The following is a 23,138-nucleotide window of genomic DNA, read 5'->3' as shown; positions in this document are numbered from 1 at the left end:
AGATGCGGTCGGCGTGTTCGAATTCGTCGGCTATCAGCGTAAGGGGTTCCATGCCGGCCTCGACATGTTCGCTGTCAGTACGATCAAGGTGTGCCATCACTGCGGCGGCGCGCGCACCATGGAGCGGCGGAAGTGTCACCTCCGGTCATCGGATACGGATGACGACACCATCATCCTCGGATCGCGGCGGACCTGGCACTCCGCGCAGGGCCGCTACCACGACGCCGTGTCCGGCGGCATCTCGCTGATCGACACGGCCCAGCCCTGCGTGAGTGCCCATCCCGAGAGCCTCGACGTCATCAGTTTCCTCGTCCCGCGCGCCGCTCTCGACCAAGCCCTCGGACCGAGCCGACACGCCGTCGGGGCGTCGATCACCGCCGCACAGACGAGCTTCCCCATCGTCGCGGCGGGCTTCTCGCCGAACGATTGGAGGCGGATCCGCCCCGGTGGCTGAGCGGTGCCGCAATCCTCACCCGGGCCCAGGCCGTCATCACCGACCACATCGACGTCGAGGGCCTGTCGACCAGCGATGTGCGGCCGCGCTCAACATCTCGGTCCGCCGGCTTCAGGAGGTCGCCGGCGCGGAGAACGTCGCGCGCATGGACCGGATATGGGAGCGCCGCCTGCAGCGCGCAGGCGAAGCTGGCCGATCCGGCCAATCTCGTCGTGCCGCTCGGGCTCGTCGCATATCAGTGCGGATTTGCCAGTCAGGCGCACTTCTCCCGCCGCTTCACGAGCGCTTCGGGCAGATACCGACCGAGTTCAGGGTGCGGGCCGGCCACCGGCGGGTGCGCGCTGAGCGCTACCGCCGGTCGCCCGCGCGCCGCCGAAGCTCCGCGATCCTCCGCTCAGAGCGGGGCGGAATGCGCGTCGTCGTGCTTGGGCCGGCGGGCGACGCGGCTGCGCGGCGCCGGCTCGAACCCGTCGGCGAAGCTGCACCGGTAGACCAGTTCATCCGGCGGCCCGAGGCCGGTGACCAGGGGCACCGTCACGCTGTCCCCCGAGAAGCGCCAGCCGCGCGCGCCCTTGTCCCAGTAGAGCCAGACCGTGCCGGGATAGCCGCGCAGGGTGAACACCGCGGCCTTGCGCGACAGGGCCTGCACGGCCCGCGGCGCGTACATGCCCTTGTCTCGGTAGGCCTCCCGGGTCGCGTCCGGCTGACGGTCCATGAAGGTGTTGCGCACCAGCTGAATCGTCGCGCCCGGCTTCCCGAGAAACCGCTTGAAATCCGCCAGATTCCGCAGGATGACCGCCATCGCGGGTCTCCTCGCTTGCCCTGCACGAACCGCGTCGCCGCGTCCGCACACACTCGATGTACCGAGTTGAGCGATTCCCATGACCGATTGAGTGACCGGGCCAGGGTTGTCCGGGTACATATCAACAGATTCGGCGAGTTATGCCCAGGTTATGAGTCCCATTTGTGCGGAGAGACTCCCGCAGGCGTCTGATTCAGCGCTGTTCATGACATTGCATCTTGTCGACCACCGGCGAAGATTCGGAATCACGGTCTGAAATCTTTGCCAAGCTCGGCGCTGCCATCCTCGATTCGGCCGGGCTTGACCCGCGCCTCCGGGTGGCGCGTTCTCCGGGGATGCTGCTGCAGTTCTTCACGGCCCTCCGGGACGCCAAGGTGCCCGTCTCCCTGACGGAGTACCTGACGCTTCTCGGTGCCCTCGACCGAGGCCTCGCTGGTCACGACGTGGAGGCGTTCTACTTCCTGTCGCGCACGGCGCTCGTGAAGGACGAGGCGCATCTCGACCGGTTCGACCGGGTGTTCGGCACGGTGTTCAAGGGGCTTGAGACCCTCGGCGAGGCGGTGGAGCCCACGCCCATTCCCGAAGAGTGGCTGCGCAAGCTCGCGGAAAAATACCTGACCGAGGCCGAGAAGGCCGAGCTCAAGGCGCTCGGCTGGGACAAGCTGTTCGAGACCCTGAAGCAGCGCCTCGCCGAGCAGAAGGGGCGCCACCAGGGCGGCTCGAAATGGATCGGCACCGGCGGTACCTCGCCCTTCGGCGCCTACGGCTACAACCCGGAGGGGATCCGCATTGGCCAGGACGGCAACCGCAACTTCCGGGCGGTCAAGGTCTGGGACAAGCGTGCGTTCAAGGATCTCGACGACGACCGGGAGATCGGCGCCCGCAATATGCGCCTCGCGCTGCGGCGCCTGCGCCGTTTCGCCCGGACCGGGGCGGCCGAGGAGCTCGACCTCGATGGCACGATCCGCGCGAGCGCGCGCCAGGGCTATATCGACGTGAAGCTGCGGCCGGAGCGGCGCAACGCCGTGAAGGTGCTGCTGTTCCTCGATGTCGGCGGCTCGATGGATTGGCACATCGAGCAGGCCGAGGCGCTGTTCTCGGCGGCGCGCTCGGAGTTCAAACACCTCGCGCATTACTACTTCCACAACTGCCCCTACGAGGCGGTCTGGACCGAGAACCGGCGTCGGCACGAGGCGAAGACGCCGCTGCTCGACGTGGTCCGCACCTACGGCAGCGACTACCGACTCGTCTTCGTGGGCGACGCCTCGATGAGCCCGTACGAGATCGCCACGCCCGGCGGCTCGGTGGAGCATTGGAACGAGGAGGCCGGCGCCGTCTGGATGCAGCGGCTCCTCGACCACTTCCCGAAGGCGGCGTGGCTGAACCCGGTGCCCCAGACGCACTGGGGCTACACCCAGTCGATCGGCATGGTGCAGCGGCTGGTCGCCGGCCGGATGTTCCCGCTCACCCTGGAGGGGCTCGACGCCGCTGCGCGGGCTCTCGTGCGATAACAGGTGGGTTTACGGCCTCACTGCGCTCGCGCTGACGGGAGAGAACCGAACGTCCTGAACGGCTGCCGTGTCAGCCCTGCTGGGAGGGCGTCGTCACCACGAGGCCGTCGAGCGCCGGCGTGATCTTGATCTGGCACGACAGGCGGGAATTCTCGCGCACGTCGCTGGCGAAGTCGAGCATGTCCTGCTCCATGTCCTGCGCCTTGCCGACCGTCTCGATCCACGCGTCGGCGACGTAGACGTGGCAGGTGGCGCAGGCGCAGGCGCCGCCGCACTCCGCATCGATGCCCGGGACGTTGTTGCGCAGCGCCGTCTCCATCACGGTCGCGCCGACACTGCCTTCGACGGTCCGCTCCGTCCCGGCGTGGTCGACGTAGGTGATCTTGGGCATGCTGGGGGCTCCGGGCTCGCGTCGAGCGCAATCTGTCCGACGGGCGGCGTGCCTGCTTGGCGGCTGGAAACGCGGAATGCAAGCGCGGCGGTTGACGCCGGTCCGGGATCGATCGCCGCATTGCAAGAACGCGCGCGTCGCGGCGCCCGGGGCGGCGGCGGTCAGGTCCGCGCGACCGCGATCTCGGATAGCGCCGCCGCGACCGCGTCCGTGAGGGCGCCGAGGGAGACGGGTCCGGTGCCGGACCGCAGCTGCGTCTCGGCGGTGTCGGCCAGCGTGCGCACCTGAACCGCTCCAACCCCGGCGGCCGAGCCCTTGAGCGTATGCGCGAGGTCGGCGCGCTGGTCCCGCGGCAGGGCAGGATCGGTCAGGCGCGGCAGGATCGACCGGCACTGGCCGGCGAACAGGTCCAGAACCTCCCGGGCGAGATCGGCGTCGCTGCCGGTCTGCGCAGCGAGGGCCGCACGGTCGATGGCCTGCATGCTCCGGCTCCCGAACTCCGCATTCTTCTGGGGGTTGTCGAACCGATCCCCATGATTCACCCCCCGATTCGCCGCGGGGGGATCGCGCAGACGGGTCCGTCTGCTGCAAGATGGCCCGGCCGAAAGGCGGCGGCCCCGGTAACCATTCGGTTAACGTTTTCTGGGGCCGGTCGGCGGCTCGGGTATCGGCAATCGCTGCCCGAGTTTACGCTTGTAATGGTAAACGGGGCGTTGCGTCTCCGGCATGAGCCTCTCCAGGCGCCGGTGAACCCGTGTAACGAGGCGTTGAATGGCGACCGAGAAGAAGCTGAAGGACCCGGCCGAGGCCGCGCTCTCTGCGATCGAGCAGGCGCTGAACCTCGACGCCCTGACGCCGAACGGCATCGAGGGCCGCGCCGAGCCGCGCCTCCCCGATGTCGGCGACGCCGATCCGCTTCTCGACGGAGGCCTCGATCAGGCCGGCCGCACCATGCCGCCGCGCCTCGATCTCGACGCGCCGCTCGTTTCCGACCTGCCGCCGCCCGGCCTCGACCGCCCGCGGCGCGAGGGCGGGCTCCTGCCCCCCGACCGCTCGCTGGTGGCCAACGACGACCGGCGCAACATCGGCATCCTGCAGCAGACCCTGCGGGTGCGCTCCTCGCCCAAGCCCTACCTGCTCGCGCTCGCCGCCGGCCTCGTCTGGATCGGCGCTCTGGTGCTGATCGCGTGGTCGAAGTCCGACGGCGACCTGCGCGCCGTCGTCTCGAGCCTGACCGCCCTGCAGGCGAGCGTCGGCGCCGCCGCCCTGTTCGGCCCGGTGGTGCTGTTCGTGATCGCCGCCATGCTCGCGGTGCGGGCCCAGGAGATGCGCCTTGTCGCCCGTGCGGTCGGCGAGGTCGCGGTGCGTCTGGCCGAGCCCGAGAGCTTCTCCACCGACGCCGTCCTGACCATGTCGCAGACGGTGCGCCGCGAGGTGGCGGCGGTGGGCGACGGCGTCGAGCGGGCGCTCGCCCGGGCCGGCGAGCTGGAGACCCTGGTCCGCGGCGAGATCGCCACGCTGGAGCGGGCCTATTCCGACAACGAGATCCGCATCCGCTCCCTCGTGGACGAGCTGGTGGCGCAACGCGAGGCGATCGTCACCAACGCCGAGCGGGTGCGTAGCGCCATCACCGGGTCGCACCAGAGCCTGAGCCAGGACCTGGAGGGCGCCTCCGACCGGATCGTCTCCGCCGTGACCGGCGCGGGCGAGCGGGTGACCGGTGCCCTGGAAACCCGCGGCGCCGCCATCACCGCCTCCCTGGGCGACGCGGGCGACCGGGTGGTCAGCCTGATGACGGCCCGCGGCAGCGACCTGATCGACAATCTCGCGGCCACCAGCCAGGACGTGCGCGGCACCCTCCAGGAGGTCGGCGAGACCCTGACGCGCGCCTTCGAGAGCCGCGCCGGCGAGGCGACCGGCGCCTTCGAGGCCGCGGGCACCACCCTGGCCGGCCGCCTGTCCGAGAATGCCGGCACCCTCGCGCAGAGCATCGCCGAGACGGGCGCGCGCGTGAGCGAAGCGCTGGAGCGTCAGGCCGGAACGGTGCGCGAGAGCTTCGAGCGCTCGGTGACCGGGCTTGAGACCGTGTTCCTGTCGCGCGGCTCGGAGCTGACCGAGCGCTTCGGCACGATGGGCGCCGAGATCACCGCCCGCTTCGCCGAGACCGGCTCCGCCCTCACCGAGGACATCGCCGGCCGCGGTCTCGCCCTCCGCGCCGAGATCGAGAGCGCGGGCCTGTCCGTCGCCGAGACGATCGAGGGCCGCGGGCGCGACGCGCAGGCCGCCCTGGCGCTGGCGGCCAGCGGCGCCGGCGAGACCCTGACGGCGCGCGCCGGCACGGTGCGCGACGCGTTGATCGACACCGCCGAGCAAATTGCCGAGGCGCTCTCGGACCGCGGGGGTGCCCTCACGGACCGCATGGACGGCATCGCTTCGCGCCTGGACGAGACCGTCACGGTCCGCGCCGCGGATCTGGAGACCCGGGTCGCCGACGCGGCCGAGCGCGCGGGCGGTCGTCTCGCACACCGCACACAGGAGGCCACGGCGAGCCTGGAGGCCGCCTTCGCGGCTCTCGGGCAGGGCTTCGAGGCCGGGGCCGCCGCCGCAGTCGGCTCCCTGCAGGGCACCGTCGAGGGGCTGTCCGGCGCGATCGGCGGCCGCGCCGCCGAGGCCGTGCAGATCTTCGAGCACCGGGTGGCGGAATCCGCCGCCGCTCTCGCGGCGCGCACGGCGGAAGCCGCGGAGGCGCTGCGCGCCGCCGCCGACCAGGCGGGCAATGCCGCCGAGACGCAGACCCGCGACGCGGCTGCCCGGCTCGCCGGTGCGCTGGAGACCCTGCAGAACGCCTCCGCCGAGGTCACCGGCGCCGTTGAGGCCGAGACCGCGATCCTGACGGCCCGCTTCCGCGACGCCGCCGACCGCGCCGGCACGGAACTCGGCGAGCGCGGCATGGCCGCCGTCTCGGCCGTGCGGGCGGCCCTCGACGATCTCAACCGCGAGCTTGCCGCCCGCACGGGCGACGCCACCGGCAGCCTCGCCGAGGCCGCCCGCGCGGTCTCGGCCGACCTCGCCGCCCGGATCGGCGAGATGGAGGCGGCCTTCGGCGCGCATGGCCGCGGCGTCGCCGAGCTGCTCGCCAGCCACGCCGACGAGACCCAGGCCCGCATCAGCGGCACCGGCCGCGACATCGTGCTCGCGGTGGCGAGCCAGGGCGCCCGCATCGCCGACACGCTCAGCCAGACCGGTGCGAGCTTCGCCGAGACCGCCGACGGCCGCGTCCGGGCGATCGACGAGACCCTGGGCAACCGCCTCGCCGCCCTGCAGGAAACCATCGCCCGCGGCGACATCCTGGCCGACCGGATCGGACGCGACACGGCGGCGCTCGGCGAGACCGTCGGCGCCCGCCTGGAAGAGATGGACCGTCTCCTCACCGGCAAGGGGCAGGCGGTGGCCGAGACGATCACGGCCAGGGCCCAGGAGGCCGGGAGCCTGATCGAGACCCAGCTCGGGGGCCTCGAGACGCGCTCCGCCCAGCGGGCCGCCGAGATCGGGGCGGCCGTGACCGACCTCGTCAGCCACATCGACGGGCATCTGGGCAGCCGCGTCGGCGCCGTCGACGAGGCGCTGCGCGCCCGCACCGACGAGATGGCGCGGATCATGGCCGAGGGTCATCGCGGCCTGATCGAGATGCTGGAGGGCCGCACCAGCGGGCTCGGCCAGGACATCGCCCGGCACACCGGCGAGATCGCCCGCCGGATCGAGGAGAGCGCCGGCCATTTCGACGCCGGCGTGATCGGCCGCCTCCAGGCGATCGCCGAGACCCTGGACGAGCGCGCCCGCCTCGTCGACGAGAGCTTCGGCGTCCAGGCCTTCGAGGCGATCCGCCTCATCGAGACCCGCACCCGTGCGGTCGACGAGGAGCTGGCCGGCCGGACCCGCGACCTCGTGGCGATGATCTCCGACCGTACCGGCGGCCTCGACGGCGCCATGGGCGAGCGCGTCCGCGCCCTCACGGCGACCATCGAGGACTCCACCCGCGCCCTGGAGGCGTCGCTGACGGCCCGCACGGAGGCCCTCGTGCGGCAGGTCGACGAGCGCAGCGAGAGCGCCGATGCGGCCCTCACGGCTCACACCGAGGCCGTCCGCGCCGCCTTCTCGGAGCGCGCGGACCTCCTCGGCCGCCTGATCGACGAGCGCATCGCCGCCATGTCGGGCGAGCTCGACGAGAAGGGTCGGGCCGTGTTCGGGGCGATCGGCACCCGGATCACCGAACTCGCCCGCCTGCTCGACCGCGGCGGCACGTCGCTCGCCGAGCTGATCGACCAGCGCGGCGAGAGCGTGCTGTCCAAGCTCCAGCAGACCATCGCGGATGCCGAGCGCATGCTCGATGCCGGCGAGGGTCGCCTCGGGCACACCCTCTCGAGCCGCACCGCCGATATCAGCGGCCTGCTCGATGACGGCGTGCGCACGGTTCACACGCTGCTCGACGACCGCACCAACCAGATCCGCGTGATGCTGGACGACCACGCTGGCACCCTGGCCGCGACTCTCGACGGCCGCATGGGCCCGATCAACGAGGCGCTCGACGGCCGCGGCCGGGCGCTGGTCGCTGCCCTGGATGGGGCGTTCGGCACCGCGAACGGAGCCCTCGAGGACCGGACCCGGCAGCTCGGCAGCCTGTTCGACGAGCGGCTGGGCACTCTGGAAGGCCTGGTCGAGGGGCGCGGCAACCGCCTCGCCGAGACTCTCAGCGCCCGGGCGCAGTCCCTGCGCACCCTGTTCGAGGAGGCGCAATCCGCCCTCGACGCGGTGGTGGAGGGCGGCGGCGGCCGCTTCGCCGCCACGGTCGATGCGCGCATCCAGTCGCTGCGCGCGGTGCTGGAGGAGGCGCCTGCCGCCGTCTCCGCGCTGGTCGAGACCCGCGAGCGCCAGCTTGCCGCGACCCTCGACGCCCGGACCCAGCGTCTTCAGACCCTGTTCGAGGAGGCCCAGACCGGCCTGCGCGAGCTCGTTGACGGGCGCGGCCAGGAGGTCGCCGACGCCATCGGGGCCCGGACCGAAAGCCTGCGCACGACCCTCGACGCGGCGCCCGCCCAGATGGCCGAGATGCTGGATACCCGCCTGGCGGATCTGCAGGGCCTGTTCGAGCGGGCGCAAGGCGAGATCGACCGGCTCGTGGACGGCCGCGGCCGCCAGATCGCCGGGACGATCGAGCACCGGACCCAGTCCCTCCAGGCGACGATCGAGAAGGTGAACCCGGCGATCGCCGGCCTGCTCGAGGAGCGCGAGACCCGTCTCGCTGAGACCCTCAGGGAGCGTTCGGGCGAGCTGCAGGCCCTGTTCGAGCGGGTGCAGAGCCGCCTCGGCGCGATCGTCGAGGGCACCGGCCGCGACGTGTCCGAGCGGGTCGACGCGCGCATCGAGGCTCTGCGGTCGACGTTCGAGCAGGCGCGCGCCTCGATCGAGGGGCTTCTGGAGGACCGCAGCCAGGCCCTGGTGGCGGCTGCCGAAGGCCGCACCGGCGCGCTGGTCGAGGTCTTCGATACCCGGCTGCGCGACCTCGACGGCGTCGTGGAGGGTCGCACGGCGGCCCTGGCGCAGGCGGTTGAGGCGCAGAGCGAGGCCCTGGCCCGCGGCGTCGACGCCCGCGCCGATGCCTTCACCCAGCGCATCGACAGCCGCATGCGGCTGTTCGCGACCCTGGTGGCGCAGCGCGCCGACACGCTGGCCACCGCCTTCGACGACCGCCACGACGCCTTCGCGGGCCTCATGGACGAGCGCACGGCAGCCCTGGTCGCCGCCCTCGACGAGCGGGCGCGCGCCCATGCCGAGCAGGTCGACGCCCACAACGCGGCGCTGGCCGAGACGCTCAGCCGCCGCGAGGCCACCCTGGCGGGTTTGATCGATGCCCGTACGGAAGCCCTCGGGGCCGGGTTCGAGCGGCGCGCCATGGCGCTCGGCGCCCTGGTGGATTCCCGCGGCGAGGCCCTGTCGCGCCGCCTCGCGGAGAGTGCCGAGACCCTGGTCCGCGCCATCGAGGAGCGCGGCGGCGCATTGCTCGCCAGTGTCGAGGGCAGCGGCCGCGCGGTCGGCGACAGCCTGGACGGCCATGTCGAGCGCCTGCGCACCGCCATCGACGGGCCGATGATGGACCTGTCCCGGGCCCTGGCGGACCGGGCCGAGGCCATCGAGCGGACGCTTGCCGAGACCGGCATGCCCCTGGCCGAGAGCCTGCGGGAGCGGACCGAGGAGCTGGCCGTGCAGTCCAGGGCCTCGGCCGAGCTGCTGCGCGCCGCCGTCGAGGACGGCGCAGGCCGCACCCTCTCGGAGCTGTTCGAGACCAACGACCGGATGGGCCAGGAGCTGGGCGCCCTGCTCCAGCGGATCGAGGCCGCCAACACGGCCCTCACAGACTTGGTGGCCGGCGCCGACACCAATCTCGGTGCGATCGAGCAGGGCCTTGCCGGCCGGATCGAGCAGGTCCAGGGCGCTCTGGAGCGCATCGCCGCCGAGACCGGCCGGGCCAGTGCGGGCGTCTCGGCCCAGGTCGAGTCGCTGCGGGGTGCCGCCGACGGGGCTCTGCGCGAGGCCGCCCGGCTGGCCGAGACCCTCGACGGCCGCGGCCGCTCCCTGGGCGAGCAGACCGCCGTGCATGTGGCGGCGCTCGACCGGGCCGCGGCCTCGCTGGCCGCGATCGAGGAGCGTCTGGGAACGGCCCTGTCGGGCCGCGAAACCGCCCTGACCGAGGCCATGAGCGCCTTCGAGGCGCGCGCCGCCGCTCTGGAGCAGAACGGCAGCGCCCTCGCGCAGACGATCGAGCAGACGCTGCGCGCCGCCGAGGAGCGCGCCCGCAGCGTCGGCGAATCCCTCGCCCAGTCGGCCCAGGGCGCCGGCGCCTCGGTGACGAGCGCCTTTGCCGACCTCAAGGACAGCGCCAGCGCCGAGGGCGAGAAGGCCGCCCAGGGCGTCCGGCAGGCCATCGAGGAGGCGGCCCGCGAGATGCGCAGCGGCTTCCAGGAGGCTCAGGCCAGCTTCGGCGACTCCTTCTCGGCCCTGCGCGAGATGACGGGCTCGATCCGCGGTGAGCTCGACGCCACCCGCGCCGAGCTTGCCAAGGGCGTGCTCGAACTGCCGCGCGAGACGCAGGACGCGACCGGCGAGATGCGCCGGGTCGTGGCCGACCAGATCAAGGCGCTCAACGAGCTCTCGTCCCTGGTCTCCCGCTCCGGCCGCACTGTGGACGTCGCCCAGCCGCTGGCCCAACGCCGGGTCGCCGAGGGCGGCGGTCGCGCCGTCGCGGCTGCGCCGGCCGGCCCGGCCGCCGCGACGCCCCTCGCGCCGACGGCCTCCGCCGCGCCGGCTTTGCCGGCCCCCGGGGCTGCACCGCGTGCGTCCGCGGCGGCCCCGGCCCGGATCGAGGCGCAGCGCCCGGCGGCCCCGGTCCGCACCGCCGGCCCGGCCCAGGCCGGAGACAAGCGCGGCTGGCTGTCCGACCTGCTGACCCGCGCCTCCCTGGACGACGACGAGGAGGCGGCGCCCGCGGCGGACGCGGCGGCCGCCGCACCGGCAGGGCGCCGGGCCTCGTCGCCGGCCGCCGCGGAGACCGGACGGATCGCCCTCGACACGATCTCGACCGACATCGCCAAGATGATCGAGCACCGGACCGCGGTCGATCTGTGGGAACGCTACCGGCGCGGCGAGCCGAACCTGTTCGACCCGCGGATCTACACGCCGCAGGGCCGGGCGACTTTCGCGGAGATCCAGCGCCGCTACCGGTCGGATGCGGAGTTCCGCCGCAGCGTCGACCGCTACGTCAGCGAGTTCGAGCGCCTGCTCGGCGACGTGGTCAAGAACGACAGCGACGCCAAGCGGACCGACGCCTACCTCACCTCGGAGACCGGCAAGGTCTACACCATGCTGGCTCATGCCAGCGGGCGTTTCGACGGGGCGTAGGACGCCGCCCGCCGGGGCCGGCCACGGCTCCGGCGGGACGCGCATGTCAGGGGGCGGCCTGGAGGGCCCTGGTCACAGCAGGCCGAGGCCGGCCAGCTCGCGCCGGAGGGCTTCCGGCATCTCGGCGAGATCGCCCGAGGCCTCCGCCCCGAGATCGGCCGGAGCGTCGCCCGCCGTCAGGTAGCGCCAGCCCTGGAACGGCCGGTAAGGCCGGGGCGCCACCGGGACGAGGCGCGGATCGAAGACCAGCCGGCAGCGCGGGATCCCGTCCGCGTCGGTCAGCGGCTCGATTGCGGTGATCGCCTGCCGGCACGACAGGGTCCCACGGATCACCCAGTAGATCGAGCCCTGTCCGGTGATCTCGCGATGCCGTTTGGGCAGGGTCCGGGTGACGTGGAACGGCGCGGCTGTCCGGCCGTCCCGGAGGGCCTCCGCCAGGAACCGGGCCTGCCGCGCCTCGAGATCGGCGATGGAGGCAGGTCCGACGCAGAGCTTGATCAGGTGCAGGGCCACGGACGCGCGTTCTCAGGTCTCTCGGCGGGGCGGCCCTGATAGCAGGCTCCGCGCCCCGGCGCGCCTGTCAGGCGAACAGGGCGAGCCGCTGATCCGGCGACAGGGCCTCGATCTCGGCGAGGCTCAGCGCCGGCTCGTCCGGAGCCGGGCCCGTCTCCGGAGCCGCCGCGACGAGGGCGGCCCAGTCGAGGCCGGCGTCGTCCTCGGCCGGCGCGACCGCCTCGGTGACCGGGGCCGGTCTGGGCTCGCCGACCGCGTCCTCAGTCGCGGGTTCGGCTCCGGCGACCGGTTCGTCGTCCGCCGCGCTGGCCACCGGCAGGAACACGAGATCCTCGTGGAGCGCCGGGCTTCCGGGCCGGGCCACGAGGGCGGCCGCGGTGACAGCCGGGACATCCATGCTGATGTAGCGATCGATGTCGCTCTGGTTGAGGTCGGACGGCACGGCCTCCGCGCCGCTCGGCTTGACGCCGGGCAAGGGCGGGATGCGCTCCGCGTCGTTGCCCCAGATGGCGATCATCGCCGAGAGCCGGTCCTCGAGGTAGCGCAGCGTGTAGACGATGCGGGCGGTCCGCTGCGCGGTGAGGTCCTGGAACGAGCAGGCGGTGTAGATCGCGGTGGCGTGGCGGTCGAGGGCGTCGCAGGCCGACGCGTCGGCGCCGCGCTCACGGAAGGTCCAGGCCGCCTCCTGGATCGCCTCGGCCGAGCCGAGGATGTCCGAGGTCGCCTGCTCGGTCTCGCGCACGATCGCATCGAGGGCCAGGGACGCCTGCGTCAGGCGGGTCTGTTCGGTGTTGGTGGCGCTGATCGCCGCGATCTCGGCCTTGGTGCGGCTGATCGCGTCGGCCATGTCGACGAGGTTGCCCCGCAGATTGCCGAAAGCCTCGTGGCCGCGGTCCTCGGTGACGGTCCGCTCGAGACGGGCGATCGCCCCGAGCAGCACCTCGGTCTCCGCGCCCCGGCTGCGGCGGCCGTGCTCGGTGAGGAACCAGCGGCCGCGCTCGGTGGCGGAGATCGCCGCCGCGATGGCCTCGTACTCGGCCGAGGGGCTTGCGCTCAGGCTGCTGGAACCGGACATGAGCTTCCCCGAAACGCGCAATGCAGGCACGGCCCGCGCGGGGCGCGATCCGGAAGTCCGCACTCTGCCAGGGTGCCTTTAACGGGCGCCTAAAACCAAATTCTCGACGGCTTGACCATTCGATCCTTCGCGCGTGCCGCCTCGGTCGGAACGGTCCTCGTGGTCCGGAGCGCGTCGCCCGCGCCTCGTGCGCGCCAGCGCTGACCGGCGGCCCATCCGCGGGATCCGTGTGCGGAAATCGGATCTCGCGATCGAGCTCATCCTGGCAGCCGCGCGCGGGCAGCGCCGCCACGCGCGACGGTGACGCTCGGTCCGGCCGCTTGCGGCCTTTCGGCAGGCGGCCTGGGACTTCATCCGGGTGGAGGGGCGAGGGCTCGAACTCCCTGCCATCAACCCCACTGCAATCCTGGGCCCGGTTCTCGGAGCCGACGATGCGCACGCCGTCAGGCTGATCCGGAGCCTCATGGACGCTCTGCCGGGATGCCCGACGGGTAATGCCGGCTGTGTCGACATGTGCGACGCGGCGGACCTGCGCCTGCGGGGGACGACCAAACCTGCGGCGAGCGGTGAGCGCGTCCTGGCCCTCTGATGTGTCAGGAGTGCGGGACTAACCTCGACCGCAGGTGTTGGCCTCACCTACTCCCACGATCGCGCTCAGCGGATCACGACATGGCTCCCTCATCGAAACGCAAAGGGTCCAATCCCGCATGACGCCGGAGGATCTCGGGGCTGTGGTTGCCGATGATCACACCGACGCTCTGCGCCAAGAGAGCGAGAAGATCGCTGGCAAGATCGACGAGGCCTATGGGAAGCTGGCCTCGAAGCTCCGCGGCAAGGCGGACAAAGCCAAATCGACGATGGAGACCAAAACGAGCGCGAAGAAGCGCGCGCTGCTGAGGCGGCGCTTTGAGTTGTACGCCGACGCGGCCAACGCGCTTGAGATGCGCGCCGCTGAGCGGAGAGGCTCAGACGATGGCAAGAGCGACTGACGCCGCGATTTGCGGTCGGTCGCCCCGTCCGGACGCTCCCCCGCCCCGTGAGCAGATCGGGGCGGAGCCGTGCTGCGGTTCAGCCGGCACCGCCACACGGGGCTTTTTCCAGTCCGGGCCCGTGACGCTCACAACGAGCACCCGCCGCGAACCGCTCAACGGCGTCTCGGAGCACTTGCCGCCGATTAAGGCTCAGCCTCGACATAAGCCGTCGCCTCAAATCACCAAGGGTCCGGTAACGTCTTGCTAACTTTATTTATAGTTTCCAGAGTGTAATTTCTTGCGCGAAAAAACCAAAGGTTCGAAGAACGGGTTTACGTGCCGATAGCCCAGCAATCCATCGAAGCACCTACGTGTAAAATTTTATCTATTCAAGTACAGACGGACGAGTGGGATGATAGTTGCGGCTTTGTTGTTCGTCGCCGGAATCTTTCTCGGCCTTGGTCACAATGTGTTCGCTCTTGTCCTGTCGTCGGCGCTCATATTTTTCGCATCGATAATATTATTTATCGAAATCTCTGATTTTGACGTGCTCGAACTCCTGTTGACATTCGCATATCTGTTGGCGCATCAATCCGGCTACCTTGTAGGCGTCTATCTAGGCTACCAGAGCAAAGATCAATAAAAAAGGACCCTTCACCAAAACCAGATTAGGCGACCCGCACGCAGGTAAATCGGCAGCCAGATCGCCACGCTAGCCACAACAGATGCAACGACGAGCGCAAGAGATGGGCGAGTGCCAGATTTCGTTTTCAATGCTGCCGATATGGACAGGATTTTCATACCAGTAGCCCTAAAGACGAAACTTGAATATGGCTTCGATTTTCGCGTTTCATCTGACATTAAACAGCAAGATCGCAATCGATCTTTTGGCCGCTCATCAAGCCTGGATCGCACCTGCTGTAAGCTGGTAGCATCCGCCGCAGGGTGTTCGCTCTTGAGTAGCGAGTAGCCATGCGTGTAATTTCAGCACGTGACTAAAGTCAATGATGGTCAAGTTTTATATCAGTTTTATATGAAGGTTGATTAAATTTAGCACTGCGTCACGTCTGCAGCGGATCCGTCGTTGAGTCACGCTTGTCCTGCGGTCCTCGAACCCGGAGCCTCGGGATACGCCCAGTTCACCCGGGCGGGCTTTTTCGTGCCGGGCCCTGGCAGGCATATTGCACTTGAGTGTGGATGGCTGTGTTCCACCTTGAATGCTCCATCCATCGGCGCTGCGCGAGCGGCCTGTCGGTCGCTGCCGAACAGATCAATGCGCAGACCGACGCACAGGCTGCTCGCGAGGCTGAAGCCAGGTTCGATCTCCTACTCGCCGGCCGTTTTGGCTGCGCGACACTCCGGGACGATCGCGGCGTGGTCATCTGGTCGACACGAAGGCCCCTGCCGGCGGCACTTGATACCGGTCCTCCCCTCGCGGACACAGCCCGCTAGATCGTGGTCAGCCATCCTATCCCCGACCCAAGTTGCGTATCCGCTCGGCTCACGCGCGAGTGAGATCGGACGCTTGGTGCCCGCGCGGGGTCCGCAAAGGGTCGTGAGGGGCTACGGTCGCGACGTCCGCTTCGATGCATCCGTCCCCGATAGCGGACCGGCAGAAGGCCACCCGTCGTCGCGGATCAGGCCAGGCGCCGGGTCGACCCGCCCGGGACAGGGCACCGCAGATCACAACGTGCCAATCACAATGTGCCAAGCGCGCCGCATCTCGCAACCGGCAGGGATGAGCCCGGCTGCGGCTCCTCAAGGAGCGTCTCAGCACGATGGGGATCCTCAGGCTCCTGTTCCCAGACCCCTCGGCCCGCAGTTCCTTGTCGGAGTCTCGTCGTTACGGAACGGGCGCTGGAGTTCTCAAGCCCTTGACGGGTCGTGAGATAACGGGCGCTTACCGGCACGCCCGCCGCGGGCGCCCCGGCGCACCGCTCGCTTCAGCCCGCTCTCGAGACCTGCCTTGCTCCGCCCGTCCGGCCCGGCGCGCCTGTCGCTGCTCTACGCCGTCGTCTTCACCGAGATCGGCATCGCGATGCCGTTCATGCCCGTCTGGCTCGACGCGCTCGGCCTCGACGCCGCGGTGATCGGCGTGCTGCTCGCCCTGCCGATCGGCACGCGGATCGTGGCCACGGCCCCGCTCATGAGCCTGCTCGACCGCGGCCTCGGGCCGCGCCGGCTGATCATGCTGGGTAGCCTCGCGGTCGGCCTGACCTACGCGCTGATGCCCGCCGCCGCGGGGTTCGGCTGGCCCTGCCTAGCCGGGCTGGTGGTGCTCAACGCCGTGGCCGGCGCGCCGCTCGTGCCCTGCATCGACTACCTGACGCTGGCGGCCGTCCGCCGCGATGCCCGCCTCGCCTATTCGCGGATCCGGATGGCGGGCTCGGTCGCCTTCCTGCTGGCGAACCTCGCGGGCGGGCTGCTGCTCACGGCGCTGGGCGGCCGGCTCGCGGTGCCGCTGCTGCTCACCGGCCTCGCCCTGTCGGCCTCCCTGGTGGCCTGGCGCAGCCGCTCGGTGGCGGGCCTGCCCCAGGCGCCGGAGGGTGCCGGACGGCCGCGTCTCCCGCTCACGTTGTGGCTGTGCATCGGCGCGGCCGCTGCCATCCAGGCGAGCCACGGCGCGATCTATGGGTTCGGCAGCATCTACTGGACGAGCCAGGGCATCCCGGCGGCCTGGGTCGGATCGCTCTGGGCGACCGGCGTGCTCGCCGAGATCGTGCTGTTCGCCGCCATGCCGGCCTTGCCCGCGTCGTGGCGCAGCCCGGTGCGGCTCCTCGCCCTGGGCGCGACCGCCGCGATCCTGCGGGCGATCGGCATGTTCCTCCTCGGCGACCGCCTCGCCGCCCTGGTGCCGCTCCAGTGCCTGCACGGCCTGACCTTCGGGGCGACGCAGCTCGGGGCCATGGCGGCGGTCTCGGCCTACGCCCCGGACGGCGCCCGCGGGCGGGCGCAGGGTACGCTCAGCGCGGTCAATGCCGGGATCTCGGTGGGGGCGACCCTTGTCAGCGGCCTCGCTTACCGGGCCGGCGGTCCCCTCGCCTTCCTGCTGATGGCGCCGTTGGCTGCGGCGGGCCTCGGGCTCGCCTTCGCATCCGGACGGGCGGCCCGTCGCGCAAGGTGACGTTGGACACGCTTCATCAACCGTAATCTCGACATAACCACCCGGCAGGGTGGTGCCTCGATCGAGGAGTGAGGGTCTTGCTGAGCGAGGGCATCGTTGCCGGCGCCGGGCTGCGGGACCGGCCGGCCGACGGCCGGCTGGCGCTCGACGGCCGCTGGACCGCCGACCAGGCACCGACCGTCGAGGCAACGGCCGCGCGCATCGCGGCGGCCGGCCGCGCCGGTCCGTTGACTCTCGACCTGTCGGGGATCGAGCGGCTGGACACGCTCGGCGCCTGGGTGCTGGAGCGGACCCGCGCCGAGATCGAGCAGGCGGGCAGCACCCTGACCTATCTCGGCGTCCGGCCGGAGCACCGCACCCTGCTCGGCGAGGTCCGGTTGCGGGAGGCCGACGCCCCGCCGCCGCGGCGGCACGGCCCGGTCGTCGGCCTGCTCGACGCCACCGGGCGCCAGACCGTGCGCGGGGGCCAGGAATTCGTAACCGCCCTCGCCTTCCTGGGCGAGCTGATCGCCGCCTGCGGGCGCGTCGCCCTGCGGCCCGGCACGTTCCGCGGCAACGCCCTGATCAATCAGGTCCAGCAGGTGGCGCTCAACGGGACGCCGATCATCGTGCTGATCTCGTTCCTGGTGGGTGGCATCGTCGCCCAGCAGGGCATCTTCCAGCTCCAGCGCTTTGGCGCCCAGACCTTCGTGGTCAACCTGATCGGCCTCCTGATCCTGCGCGAGATGGGCGTGCTGCTCACCTCGATCATGGTGGCGGGCCGCTCCGGCTCGGCGATCACCGCCGAGATCGGCTCCATGCGCATGCGCGAGGAGGTCGATGCGCTCCGGGTCATGGGCCTCGACCCCGTCGAGATCCTGATCGTGCCGCGCGTGCTCGCCCTGATCATCGGCCTGCCGATGCTGACGCTGATCGGCGACCTCTCGGCGCTCGCGGGCGGCGGCCTCACCGCGATGCTCTACGGCGGGCTGACGCTCGACCAGTTCCTCGCCCGGCTCCAGGCGGCGGTCGGCGTGCACCACGTGATGGTCGGCCTGATCAAGGCGCCGTTCATGGCGCTGACCATCGGGGTGATCGCCACGATCGAGGGGTTCGCCGTGGAAGGCTCGGCGGAGTCGCTGGGCCGCCACGTCACGGCCTCGGTGGTGAAGTCCATCTTCATGGTCATCGTCCTCGATGGCCTGTTCGCGGTCTTCTTCGCCGCGATCGATTTTTGAGACCGCCGCGATGACCGCCCCGATGGACGCCCCTCGCCCGATCATCCGCGTGCGCGACCTCGTGGTCGGCTTCCGCGACCGCAACATCCTGAAAGGCCTGAGCCTCGACATCCGGGCCGGCGAGATCCTGGGCTTCGTCGGGCCCTCGGGCCAGGGCAAGTCGGTGCTCACCCGGACCATCCTGGGCCTCAACCCGAAGCGGGCGGGCACCATCGAGGTGTTCGGCCGCGACGTCGACGAACTGACCTACGCGGAGCGGCGCCGGATGGAGCAGCGCTGGGGCGTGCTGTTCCAGCAGGGCGCCCTGTTCTCGGCGCTCACCGTCAAGCAGAACATCCAGGTGCCGATGCGCGAGCACCTGAACCTGTCCGAGCGCCTGCTCGACGAGTTCGCCCGGCTCAAGATCGAGATGGTCGGCCTGCAGCCGGACGCCGCCGACAAGCTGCCCTCGGAACTGTCGGGCGGCATGATCAAGCGGGCGGCTTTGGCCCGCTCCCTGGCGCTCGACCCCGAGATCCTGTTCCTCGACGAGCCGACCTCGGGTCTCGACCCGATCGGCGCGGGCGAGTTCGACGACCTCGTCTCGACCCTCAAGGAGACGCTGGGCTTGACCGTCTTCATGGTCACCCACGACCTCGACAGCCTCTACACCGCCTGCGACCGCATCGCCGCGCTCGGCGACGGCCAGATCATCGCGGCCGGGACCATCGACGAGATGCTGGCGAGCGACCATCCCTGGCTGCGCTCGTACTTCCACGGCAAGCGCGCCCGGACCATCGCCATGGGCGGCACGGCCCTGCATGCCTGAGCGCCGCCCCACCGCAATCCCGCCCCGCTCCCATCCGGGAGCCGGGGCCAGACGCCCGGCCGGACCCCGTCCGCCGGGCAGAACCGCAGGCTGACCGCATGGAAACCCGCGCGAACTACGCCCTCATCGGGGCCTTCACCATCGCCGTGATCCTGGCGGGCTTCGGCACCGTGCTGTGGCTCTCCGGCGGCTCCTCGCGGCAGGTCAGCCAGACCGTCCGCATCGTCTTCTCGGGCTCGGTCGGCGGCCTGTCCCGCGGCTCGAGCGTGAACTTCAACGGCATCAAGGTCGGCGAGGTCACCGACATTCGCCTCGCGCCGCAGGATCCGCGCCGGGTGCTCGCCCAGATCAAGGTCGAGCCCGCGACCCCGCTCCGAGCCGACACGCGCGCCCGCCTGGACTCGGCGATGCTGACCGGCGTCTCGGTGATCTCGCTCTCCGGCGGCAATGCCGACGCGCCGGTGCTGACGCCGATGGCCAACGGCGAGCCGCCGACGATCTTCGCCGATTCCTCCGACATGCAGGACATGATGGCGCTGGCCCGCCAGGTCGCGCAGCGGGCCGACGACATGCTGGGCCGCCTCGACCGGCTCGTCTCCGCCAACGAGGGCGCGATCAACCGCTCGCTCACCAATGTCGAGACGTTCTCGAAGACGCTGGCCGATGCCGGCCCGAACATCTCGGCGCTGGTCAAGGCGGTGGACGGGGTCAAGCTCGGCCACGTGATCGACAACGCCGACCGCTTCTCGGCGGCCCTGTCCAAGGCCAGCCCAGACATCGAGGCGGGCCTGCACGACGCCCGCTCGCTCGCCGCCAAGCTGAACGCCTCGGCCGACAAGATCGACGCGGTGCTCAACGGCGCGCAGGGCTTCCTGGGGTCCGCCTCCGGCCAGGAGGGCTCGAGCACCTTCGCGGAGATCCGCGCCGCCGCGATCTCGGTGCGCGACGCCGGCAAGGCGTTCCGGACCATGTCGGAGAACCTCGACAAGCGCACCGCCAGCATCTCGACGAGTTTCGGCCGCCTGAGCGGCACCGGCCGCCGGGAGGTCGAGGCCCTCTCGGGCGACGGACAGCGGACGCTGAGCACGCTCAACCGCACAGTGCGCAGCCTGGAGCGCGACCCGAGCCAGGTGATCTTCGGCGGCAAGCCATCGTTGCCGGAATACAACGGCGGCCGCTGAAAACGTGCGGATCCGGGCGGATGTGTCCGGGCGCACGGCACAAGTGCCAAAGCGGATTAGTTTTAACCGCATAGCTTATACAGCTCCGCCGCACGCCGGTGGGGCTTCTCAGGTTATGTGTATGGTCCGCTCGTCCCACATTGCCGCCGCTGCTCTGCTCGCCGCCCTTCTGGGCGGCTGCGGTGGCGGCGCGGTGCCCCTCACCTTCGACCTCGAGGCGCTGCCGCCGACGGGGCGGCCCGTCATGGCGGGCCGCTCGATCGCGGTGTCCGAACCCGTGGGGATTCAGCCCTTCGAGGCCGACCGGATCATCGTGCGCGAGAACGGCGGCGCGCTCTCCTTCCTGGGCGGCGGCCAGTGGGCCGACCGGCTGCCGCGCCTGATCCAGACGCGGATCATCCAGAGCCTGGAGAATTCCGGGCGGCTGCGCTCGGTGAGCCGGCCGGGCGACAAGGTCGTGGCCGATTATCAGCTGATCAGCGAGATCCGCGCCTTCGACGTCCAGGCCGGGACCGGCGAGGCGGTGGTCGATTTGTCGTTCAAGCTCGTGGCCGACGGCACCGGCAAGGTGACGGCCGCGCGGATCTTCACGGCCCGGGTGCCGGTGGCCAAGATCGATGCCGGTAACGGCGCCCGCGCCCTCGATAAGGCGCTGGTGACCGTGCTCGCCGACGTGGTGCGCTGGGTGAATACGGGGCGCTGAGGGCGCCTCACTCCATCACGGCGGCCTTGAGGATCACCACCATCGTGGCGCGGGCCGGCCCCTCGGCGCAGCGCACGAGGTGGGGCCGGTCACAGCGGTAGCGCAGGGTCTCGCCGGCCCGCGCGCGCTGCACGACGCCGCCGATCTCGACCTCGAACGCCCCCTCCGACACCGACAGCGATTCCACCGAGCCCCGCTGGTGCGGGTCCGAGTCGAGGACCCCGCCGGGATCGGCCGTGACCTCGTACCATTGCAGCCACTCGATCGTCTTGAGCCAGCCGATGATCGCCAGCCGGACCTTGCCGTCCTCGGAGACCAGAATCGGCGTGTCCGCCCGCGAGGTCTTCTCGATGAACGGCTCCTCGTCGCCGGCCGCCAGAACCCGCTCGATGGACACGTCGAGGGCCTGGGACAGGCGCCAGATCGTCGCCAGCGTCGGGTTGGTCTCGTTGCGCTCGATCTGGCTGATGATCGACTTGGCCACGCCCGACTGCTCGGCGAGTTCCGAGAGCGAGAGATTGTAGGCCTTCCGCAGCCGCTGGATGGTCTTGCCGAGCTGCCCTGAGAGGACCTGCGCCCCGGTCAGCAGGTCGCGCCCGCGCCCCCGTTCGGGCCGTTCCGCTTGGTCCTGCATCGTCACCGGCCCGCCTGGTCCGTTCCGTTATCCGAACGATCGTACGCTTCTTCAAACGCAATCGCCATGCGGTTGCAAGGCGGATGTCGCCGCGACGGTTGGGAAAGCCGTGATCCGGTCGGCCTATGACCAGAGGGCATGGAAGTGGTGGACCGGCCCGTGTCCGGCGCCGATCGCCAGCCGGTCCGCCGCGGCGAGCGCGGCCGTGAGGTAGTCCTTGGCCGCCGCCACCGCTTCCGGCAGCGTCAGGCCCCGGGCGAGCCCCGCCGCGACCGCGGCCGACAGGGTGCAGCCGGTGCCGTGTGTGTTCGCCGTCGCGATCCGCGGCGCCGCCAGGGTACGCAGGGCGCCGTCGGCCGTGACAAGGTGGTCGCTGCTCTCGCGGCCGTGCCCGTGGCCGCCCTTGATCAGAACAGCCCGGGCGCCGAGGGCCACGAGGCGCCGGCCCTGCGCCACCGCGGTCGCCGCGTCCTCGGCCACCGCCTCGCCGAGCAGCACCGCCGCCTCCGGCAGGTTTGGGGTGATCAGGTCGGCCCGCGTCAGCAGCCGGTCGCGGAGCACCGCCACGGCCTCGTCGGCGATCAGCCGGTCGCCGCTGGTGGCGACCATCACGGGGTCGAGGACCACCGGGATCGTCCCGGCGTGACGGGCGAGGCCGTCGGCGACCGCCGCGATCACCGCGGTTCTGGACAGCATGCCGATCTTCACGGCCTTCACGGCGAGATCGGAAAACACGCTGTCGATCTGCCGGGTCACGAAATCCGCCGGCACGTCGTGGATGCCCTGGACGCCGAGGGTGTTCTGCGCGGTCAGCGCCGTGACGACGCTGGCGCCGTAGACCCCGAGCGCCGAGAACGTCTTGAGGTCCGCCTGGATTCCGGCGCCACCGCCGGAATCCGAGCCCGCGATGGTGACGGCGATCGGGACAGGTCCGCTCATCGTGCCTGCGCCCGGTCGGTCAGGGCGGCGTCGATCCGGGCGCGCAACGCCCGGGCGTGCTGCCGGACCGGCTCCGCACCGAACAGCGCGGTGATCACCGCGACGCCATCGGCGCCCGCGGCGATCACGGCGGCGGCGTTCTCCGGGCCGATCCCCGCGATGGCACCGAGCGGCAGGCCCGCGCCCCGGGCGAGCCGGGCCCGAAAGGCGATGCTGGAAAAGCCCTCCAGGCCGACCGGCGGGTCGGGATTGTCCTTGCTGGTGGTGGCGAACACGCCGCCGATGCACGCATAGTCGACGGGCAGCCGGTACAACTCGTCGGCCTGGGCCGCCTTCTTCACGGTGAGGCCGATGATCGCGCCCTCCCCCAGGAGCCGGCGCGCATCGGCCGGGTGAAGATCGTTCTGGCCGAGATGCACGCCGTCCGCGCCGGCCGCCATGGCAAGGTCGACCCGGTCGTTGACGAGCACCGGTACCCGGCCGCCCACCGCTTCCTGGATCGCCCGGATCCGCGCGAGGGCCGCGCGGGCATCCGGGATGTCCTTCTCGCGGTACTGCAGCAGGGTGCAGCCCCCCGCCACGGCCTCGGCGCCGAGCCGCGCCAGATGAGCGCCGTCCGCGCCGCAGACGCCGACGTCGAGCAGGCCGTAGAGGCGCAGGTCGACCGTCCGGATCCCGGCCGCTGGCGCATTCGTGCTCGCTGGCATCGCCGTCGCTGCCTCCGCCCGACCAGCCCCGTGCCGACCCTGTGCCGGCCCGCTCGGGCGGCCCTGTTTGGGCAGGCCCCATCGTCTTGGCAAGCGGCTCGACAGGTCCTCGGCGGGGAACCGTCATGCGGCGGCGTTGACGTGGCGTGATCCTG

Annotated in this window: 17 protein-coding genes; 9 read left to right on the top strand and 8 right to left on the bottom strand. The window is 71.1% G+C overall.

What is annotated here, in order from left to right; all coding sequences use genetic code 11:
- Window positions 1-13: 13 nt before the first annotated feature.
- Window positions 14-454 (top strand): hypothetical protein, encoded by a 441-nt coding sequence (locus JOE48_RS27480; protein ID WP_210034595.1) that lies wholly within the window; start codon window positions 14-16, stop codon window positions 452-454.
- 394 nt (window positions 455-848) lie between these two features.
- On the opposite strand, the gene JOE48_RS27475 is transcribed toward JOE48_RS27480, so the two are convergent.
- A complete protein-coding gene (locus tag JOE48_RS27475) occupies window positions 849-1,256 on the bottom strand; it encodes a hypothetical protein (RefSeq protein WP_210034593.1) in 408 nt (135 codons plus the stop codon).
- Window positions 1,257-1,591: 335 nt separating this feature from the next.
- On the opposite strand from JOE48_RS27475, the gene JOE48_RS27470 reads away from it, so the two are divergent.
- Window positions 1,592-2,767: a vWA domain-containing protein gene (locus JOE48_RS27470; protein ID WP_210036094.1), complete on the top strand. Its 1,176-nt coding sequence runs from the start codon at window positions 1,592-1,594 to the stop codon at window positions 2,765-2,767.
- 70 nt (window positions 2,768-2,837) lie between these two features.
- Here JOE48_RS27470 and JOE48_RS27465 read toward each other — a convergent pair whose 3' ends face one another.
- Entirely contained in the window at window positions 2,838-3,158 is a 321-nt protein-coding gene (locus JOE48_RS27465) for a 2Fe-2S iron-sulfur cluster-binding protein (RefSeq protein WP_192708394.1), read from the bottom strand.
- Between the two features lie 161 nt (window positions 3,159-3,319).
- Window positions 3,320-3,640, bottom strand: a complete 321-nt coding sequence (locus JOE48_RS27460; protein ID WP_210034591.1) for an Hpt domain-containing protein — start codon at window positions 3,638-3,640, stop codon at window positions 3,320-3,322.
- 289 nt (window positions 3,641-3,929) lie between these two features.
- Between JOE48_RS27460 and JOE48_RS27455 the strand changes: the two genes are divergently transcribed.
- On the top strand, window positions 3,930-11,111 hold the full coding sequence (locus JOE48_RS27455) for a hypothetical protein (RefSeq protein WP_210034590.1): 7,182 nt from the start codon (window positions 3,930-3,932) through the stop codon (window positions 11,109-11,111).
- Window positions 11,112-11,183: 72 nt separating this feature from the next.
- Here JOE48_RS27455 and JOE48_RS27450 read toward each other — a convergent pair whose 3' ends face one another.
- On the bottom strand, window positions 11,184-11,624 hold the full coding sequence (locus tag JOE48_RS27450) for a DUF1489 family protein (protein WP_210034587.1): 441 nt from the start codon (window positions 11,622-11,624) through the stop codon (window positions 11,184-11,186).
- Between the two features lie 67 nt (window positions 11,625-11,691).
- Window positions 11,692-12,699: a hypothetical protein gene (locus JOE48_RS27445; RefSeq protein WP_210034586.1), complete on the bottom strand. Its 1,008-nt coding sequence runs from the start codon at window positions 12,697-12,699 to the stop codon at window positions 11,692-11,694.
- A gap of 707 nt (window positions 12,700-13,406) precedes the next feature.
- Between JOE48_RS27445 and JOE48_RS27440 the strand changes: the two genes are divergently transcribed.
- The 6 genes from JOE48_RS27440 to JOE48_RS27415 all read left to right on the top strand — a co-directional run bounded on the left by JOE48_RS27440 (window position 13,407) and on the right by JOE48_RS27415 (window position 20,703).
- Window positions 13,407-13,688 (top strand): hypothetical protein, encoded by a 282-nt coding sequence (locus JOE48_RS27440; RefSeq protein WP_210034585.1) that lies wholly within the window; start codon window positions 13,407-13,409, stop codon window positions 13,686-13,688.
- Window positions 13,689-15,636: 1,948 nt separating this feature from the next.
- Window positions 15,637-16,794 (top strand): MFS transporter, encoded by a 1,158-nt coding sequence (locus tag JOE48_RS27435; protein WP_210034584.1) that lies wholly within the window; start codon window positions 15,637-15,639, stop codon window positions 16,792-16,794.
- Between the two features lie 68 nt (window positions 16,795-16,862).
- Window positions 16,863-18,011 (top strand): ABC transporter permease, encoded by a 1,149-nt coding sequence (locus tag JOE48_RS27430; protein ID WP_409518618.1) that lies wholly within the window; start codon window positions 16,863-16,865, stop codon window positions 18,009-18,011.
- A 22-nt stretch (window positions 18,012-18,033) separates the two neighbouring features.
- Complete coding sequence (locus tag JOE48_RS27425; RefSeq protein ID WP_245252980.1) at window positions 18,034-18,819, top strand: ABC transporter ATP-binding protein; 786 nt, start codon at window positions 18,034-18,036, stop codon at window positions 18,817-18,819.
- A gap of 98 nt (window positions 18,820-18,917) precedes the next feature.
- Window positions 18,918-20,000, top strand: a complete 1,083-nt coding sequence (locus JOE48_RS27420; protein WP_210034580.1) for an MlaD family protein — start codon at window positions 18,918-18,920, stop codon at window positions 19,998-20,000.
- A 121-nt stretch (window positions 20,001-20,121) separates the two neighbouring features.
- Window positions 20,122-20,703 carry an ABC-type transport auxiliary lipoprotein family protein gene (locus tag JOE48_RS27415; RefSeq protein WP_210034578.1) on the top strand — a complete coding sequence of 194 codons (582 nt, stop codon included), beginning with the start codon at window positions 20,122-20,124 and terminating at the stop codon, window positions 20,701-20,703.
- Between the two features lie 7 nt (window positions 20,704-20,710).
- Here the strand turns inward: JOE48_RS27415 and JOE48_RS27410 are convergent, their stop codons facing one another.
- From JOE48_RS27410 to thiE, 3 genes are all read right to left on the bottom strand, one after another.
- Window positions 20,711-21,337 carry a helix-turn-helix domain-containing protein gene (locus JOE48_RS27410; RefSeq protein ID WP_210036093.1) on the bottom strand — a complete coding sequence of 209 codons (627 nt, stop codon included), beginning with the start codon at window positions 21,335-21,337 and terminating at the stop codon, window positions 20,711-20,713.
- A 123-nt stretch (window positions 21,338-21,460) separates the two neighbouring features.
- Window positions 21,461-22,276, bottom strand: coding sequence for a bifunctional hydroxymethylpyrimidine kinase/phosphomethylpyrimidine kinase (gene thiD, locus JOE48_RS27405; protein ID WP_210034576.1), 816 nt, complete (start codon window positions 22,274-22,276; stop codon window positions 21,461-21,463).
- Window positions 22,273-22,983 carry a thiamine phosphate synthase gene (gene thiE / locus JOE48_RS27400; protein ID WP_210034561.1) on the bottom strand — a complete coding sequence of 237 codons (711 nt, stop codon included), beginning with the start codon at window positions 22,981-22,983 and terminating at the stop codon, window positions 22,273-22,275. The genes thiD and thiE overlap by 4 nt, the downstream gene beginning before the upstream one ends.
- Window positions 22,984-23,138 lie beyond the last annotated feature (155 nt).

Origin of the sequence: Methylobacterium sp. PvR107, from assembly GCF_017833295.1 — a bacterium.
Classification (GTDB): Bacteria; Pseudomonadota; Alphaproteobacteria; order Rhizobiales; family Beijerinckiaceae; genus Methylobacterium.
The sequence above is the reverse complement of the archived record's forward strand: the minus strand, read 5'-3'. Positions and strand labels throughout refer to the sequence as shown.

What these genes read in the sequence shown, in the direction of transcription:
- JOE48_RS27415 (WP_210034578.1), top strand. Translation starts at nt 20,122, where the DNA reads ATGGTCCGCTCGTCCCACATTGCCGCCGCTGCTCTGCTCGCCGCCCTT.
- JOE48_RS27475 (WP_210034593.1), bottom strand. Translation starts at nt 1,256, where the DNA reads ATGGCGGTCATCCTGCGGAATCTGGCGGATTTCAAGCGGTTTCTCGGG.
- JOE48_RS27465 (WP_192708394.1), bottom strand. Translation starts at nt 3,158, where the DNA reads ATGCCCAAGATCACCTACGTCGACCACGCCGGGACGGAGCGGACCGTC.
- JOE48_RS27455 (WP_210034590.1), top strand. Translation starts at nt 3,930, where the DNA reads ATGGCGACCGAGAAGAAGCTGAAGGACCCGGCCGAGGCCGCGCTCTCT.
- JOE48_RS27440 (WP_210034585.1), top strand. Translation starts at nt 13,407, where the DNA reads ATGACGCCGGAGGATCTCGGGGCTGTGGTTGCCGATGATCACACCGAC.
- JOE48_RS27470 (WP_210036094.1), top strand. Translation starts at nt 1,592, where the DNA reads ATGCTGCTGCAGTTCTTCACGGCCCTCCGGGACGCCAAGGTGCCCGTC.
- JOE48_RS27460 (WP_210034591.1), bottom strand. Translation starts at nt 3,640, where the DNA reads ATGCAGGCCATCGACCGTGCGGCCCTCGCTGCGCAGACCGGCAGCGAC.
- JOE48_RS27410 (WP_210036093.1), bottom strand. Translation starts at nt 21,337, where the DNA reads ATGCAGGACCAAGCGGAACGGCCCGAACGGGGGCGCGGGCGCGACCTG.
- JOE48_RS27425 (WP_245252980.1), top strand. Translation starts at nt 18,034, where the DNA reads ATGGACGCCCCTCGCCCGATCATCCGCGTGCGCGACCTCGTGGTCGGC.
- thiE (WP_210034561.1), bottom strand. Translation starts at nt 22,983, where the DNA reads ATGCCAGCGAGCACGAATGCGCCAGCGGCCGGGATCCGGACGGTCGAC.
- JOE48_RS27420 (WP_210034580.1), top strand. Translation starts at nt 18,918, where the DNA reads ATGGAAACCCGCGCGAACTACGCCCTCATCGGGGCCTTCACCATCGCC.
- thiD (WP_210034576.1), bottom strand. Translation starts at nt 22,276, where the DNA reads ATGAGCGGACCTGTCCCGATCGCCGTCACCATCGCGGGCTCGGATTCC.
- JOE48_RS27445 (WP_210034586.1), bottom strand. Translation starts at nt 12,699, where the DNA reads ATGTCCGGTTCCAGCAGCCTGAGCGCAAGCCCCTCGGCCGAGTACGAG.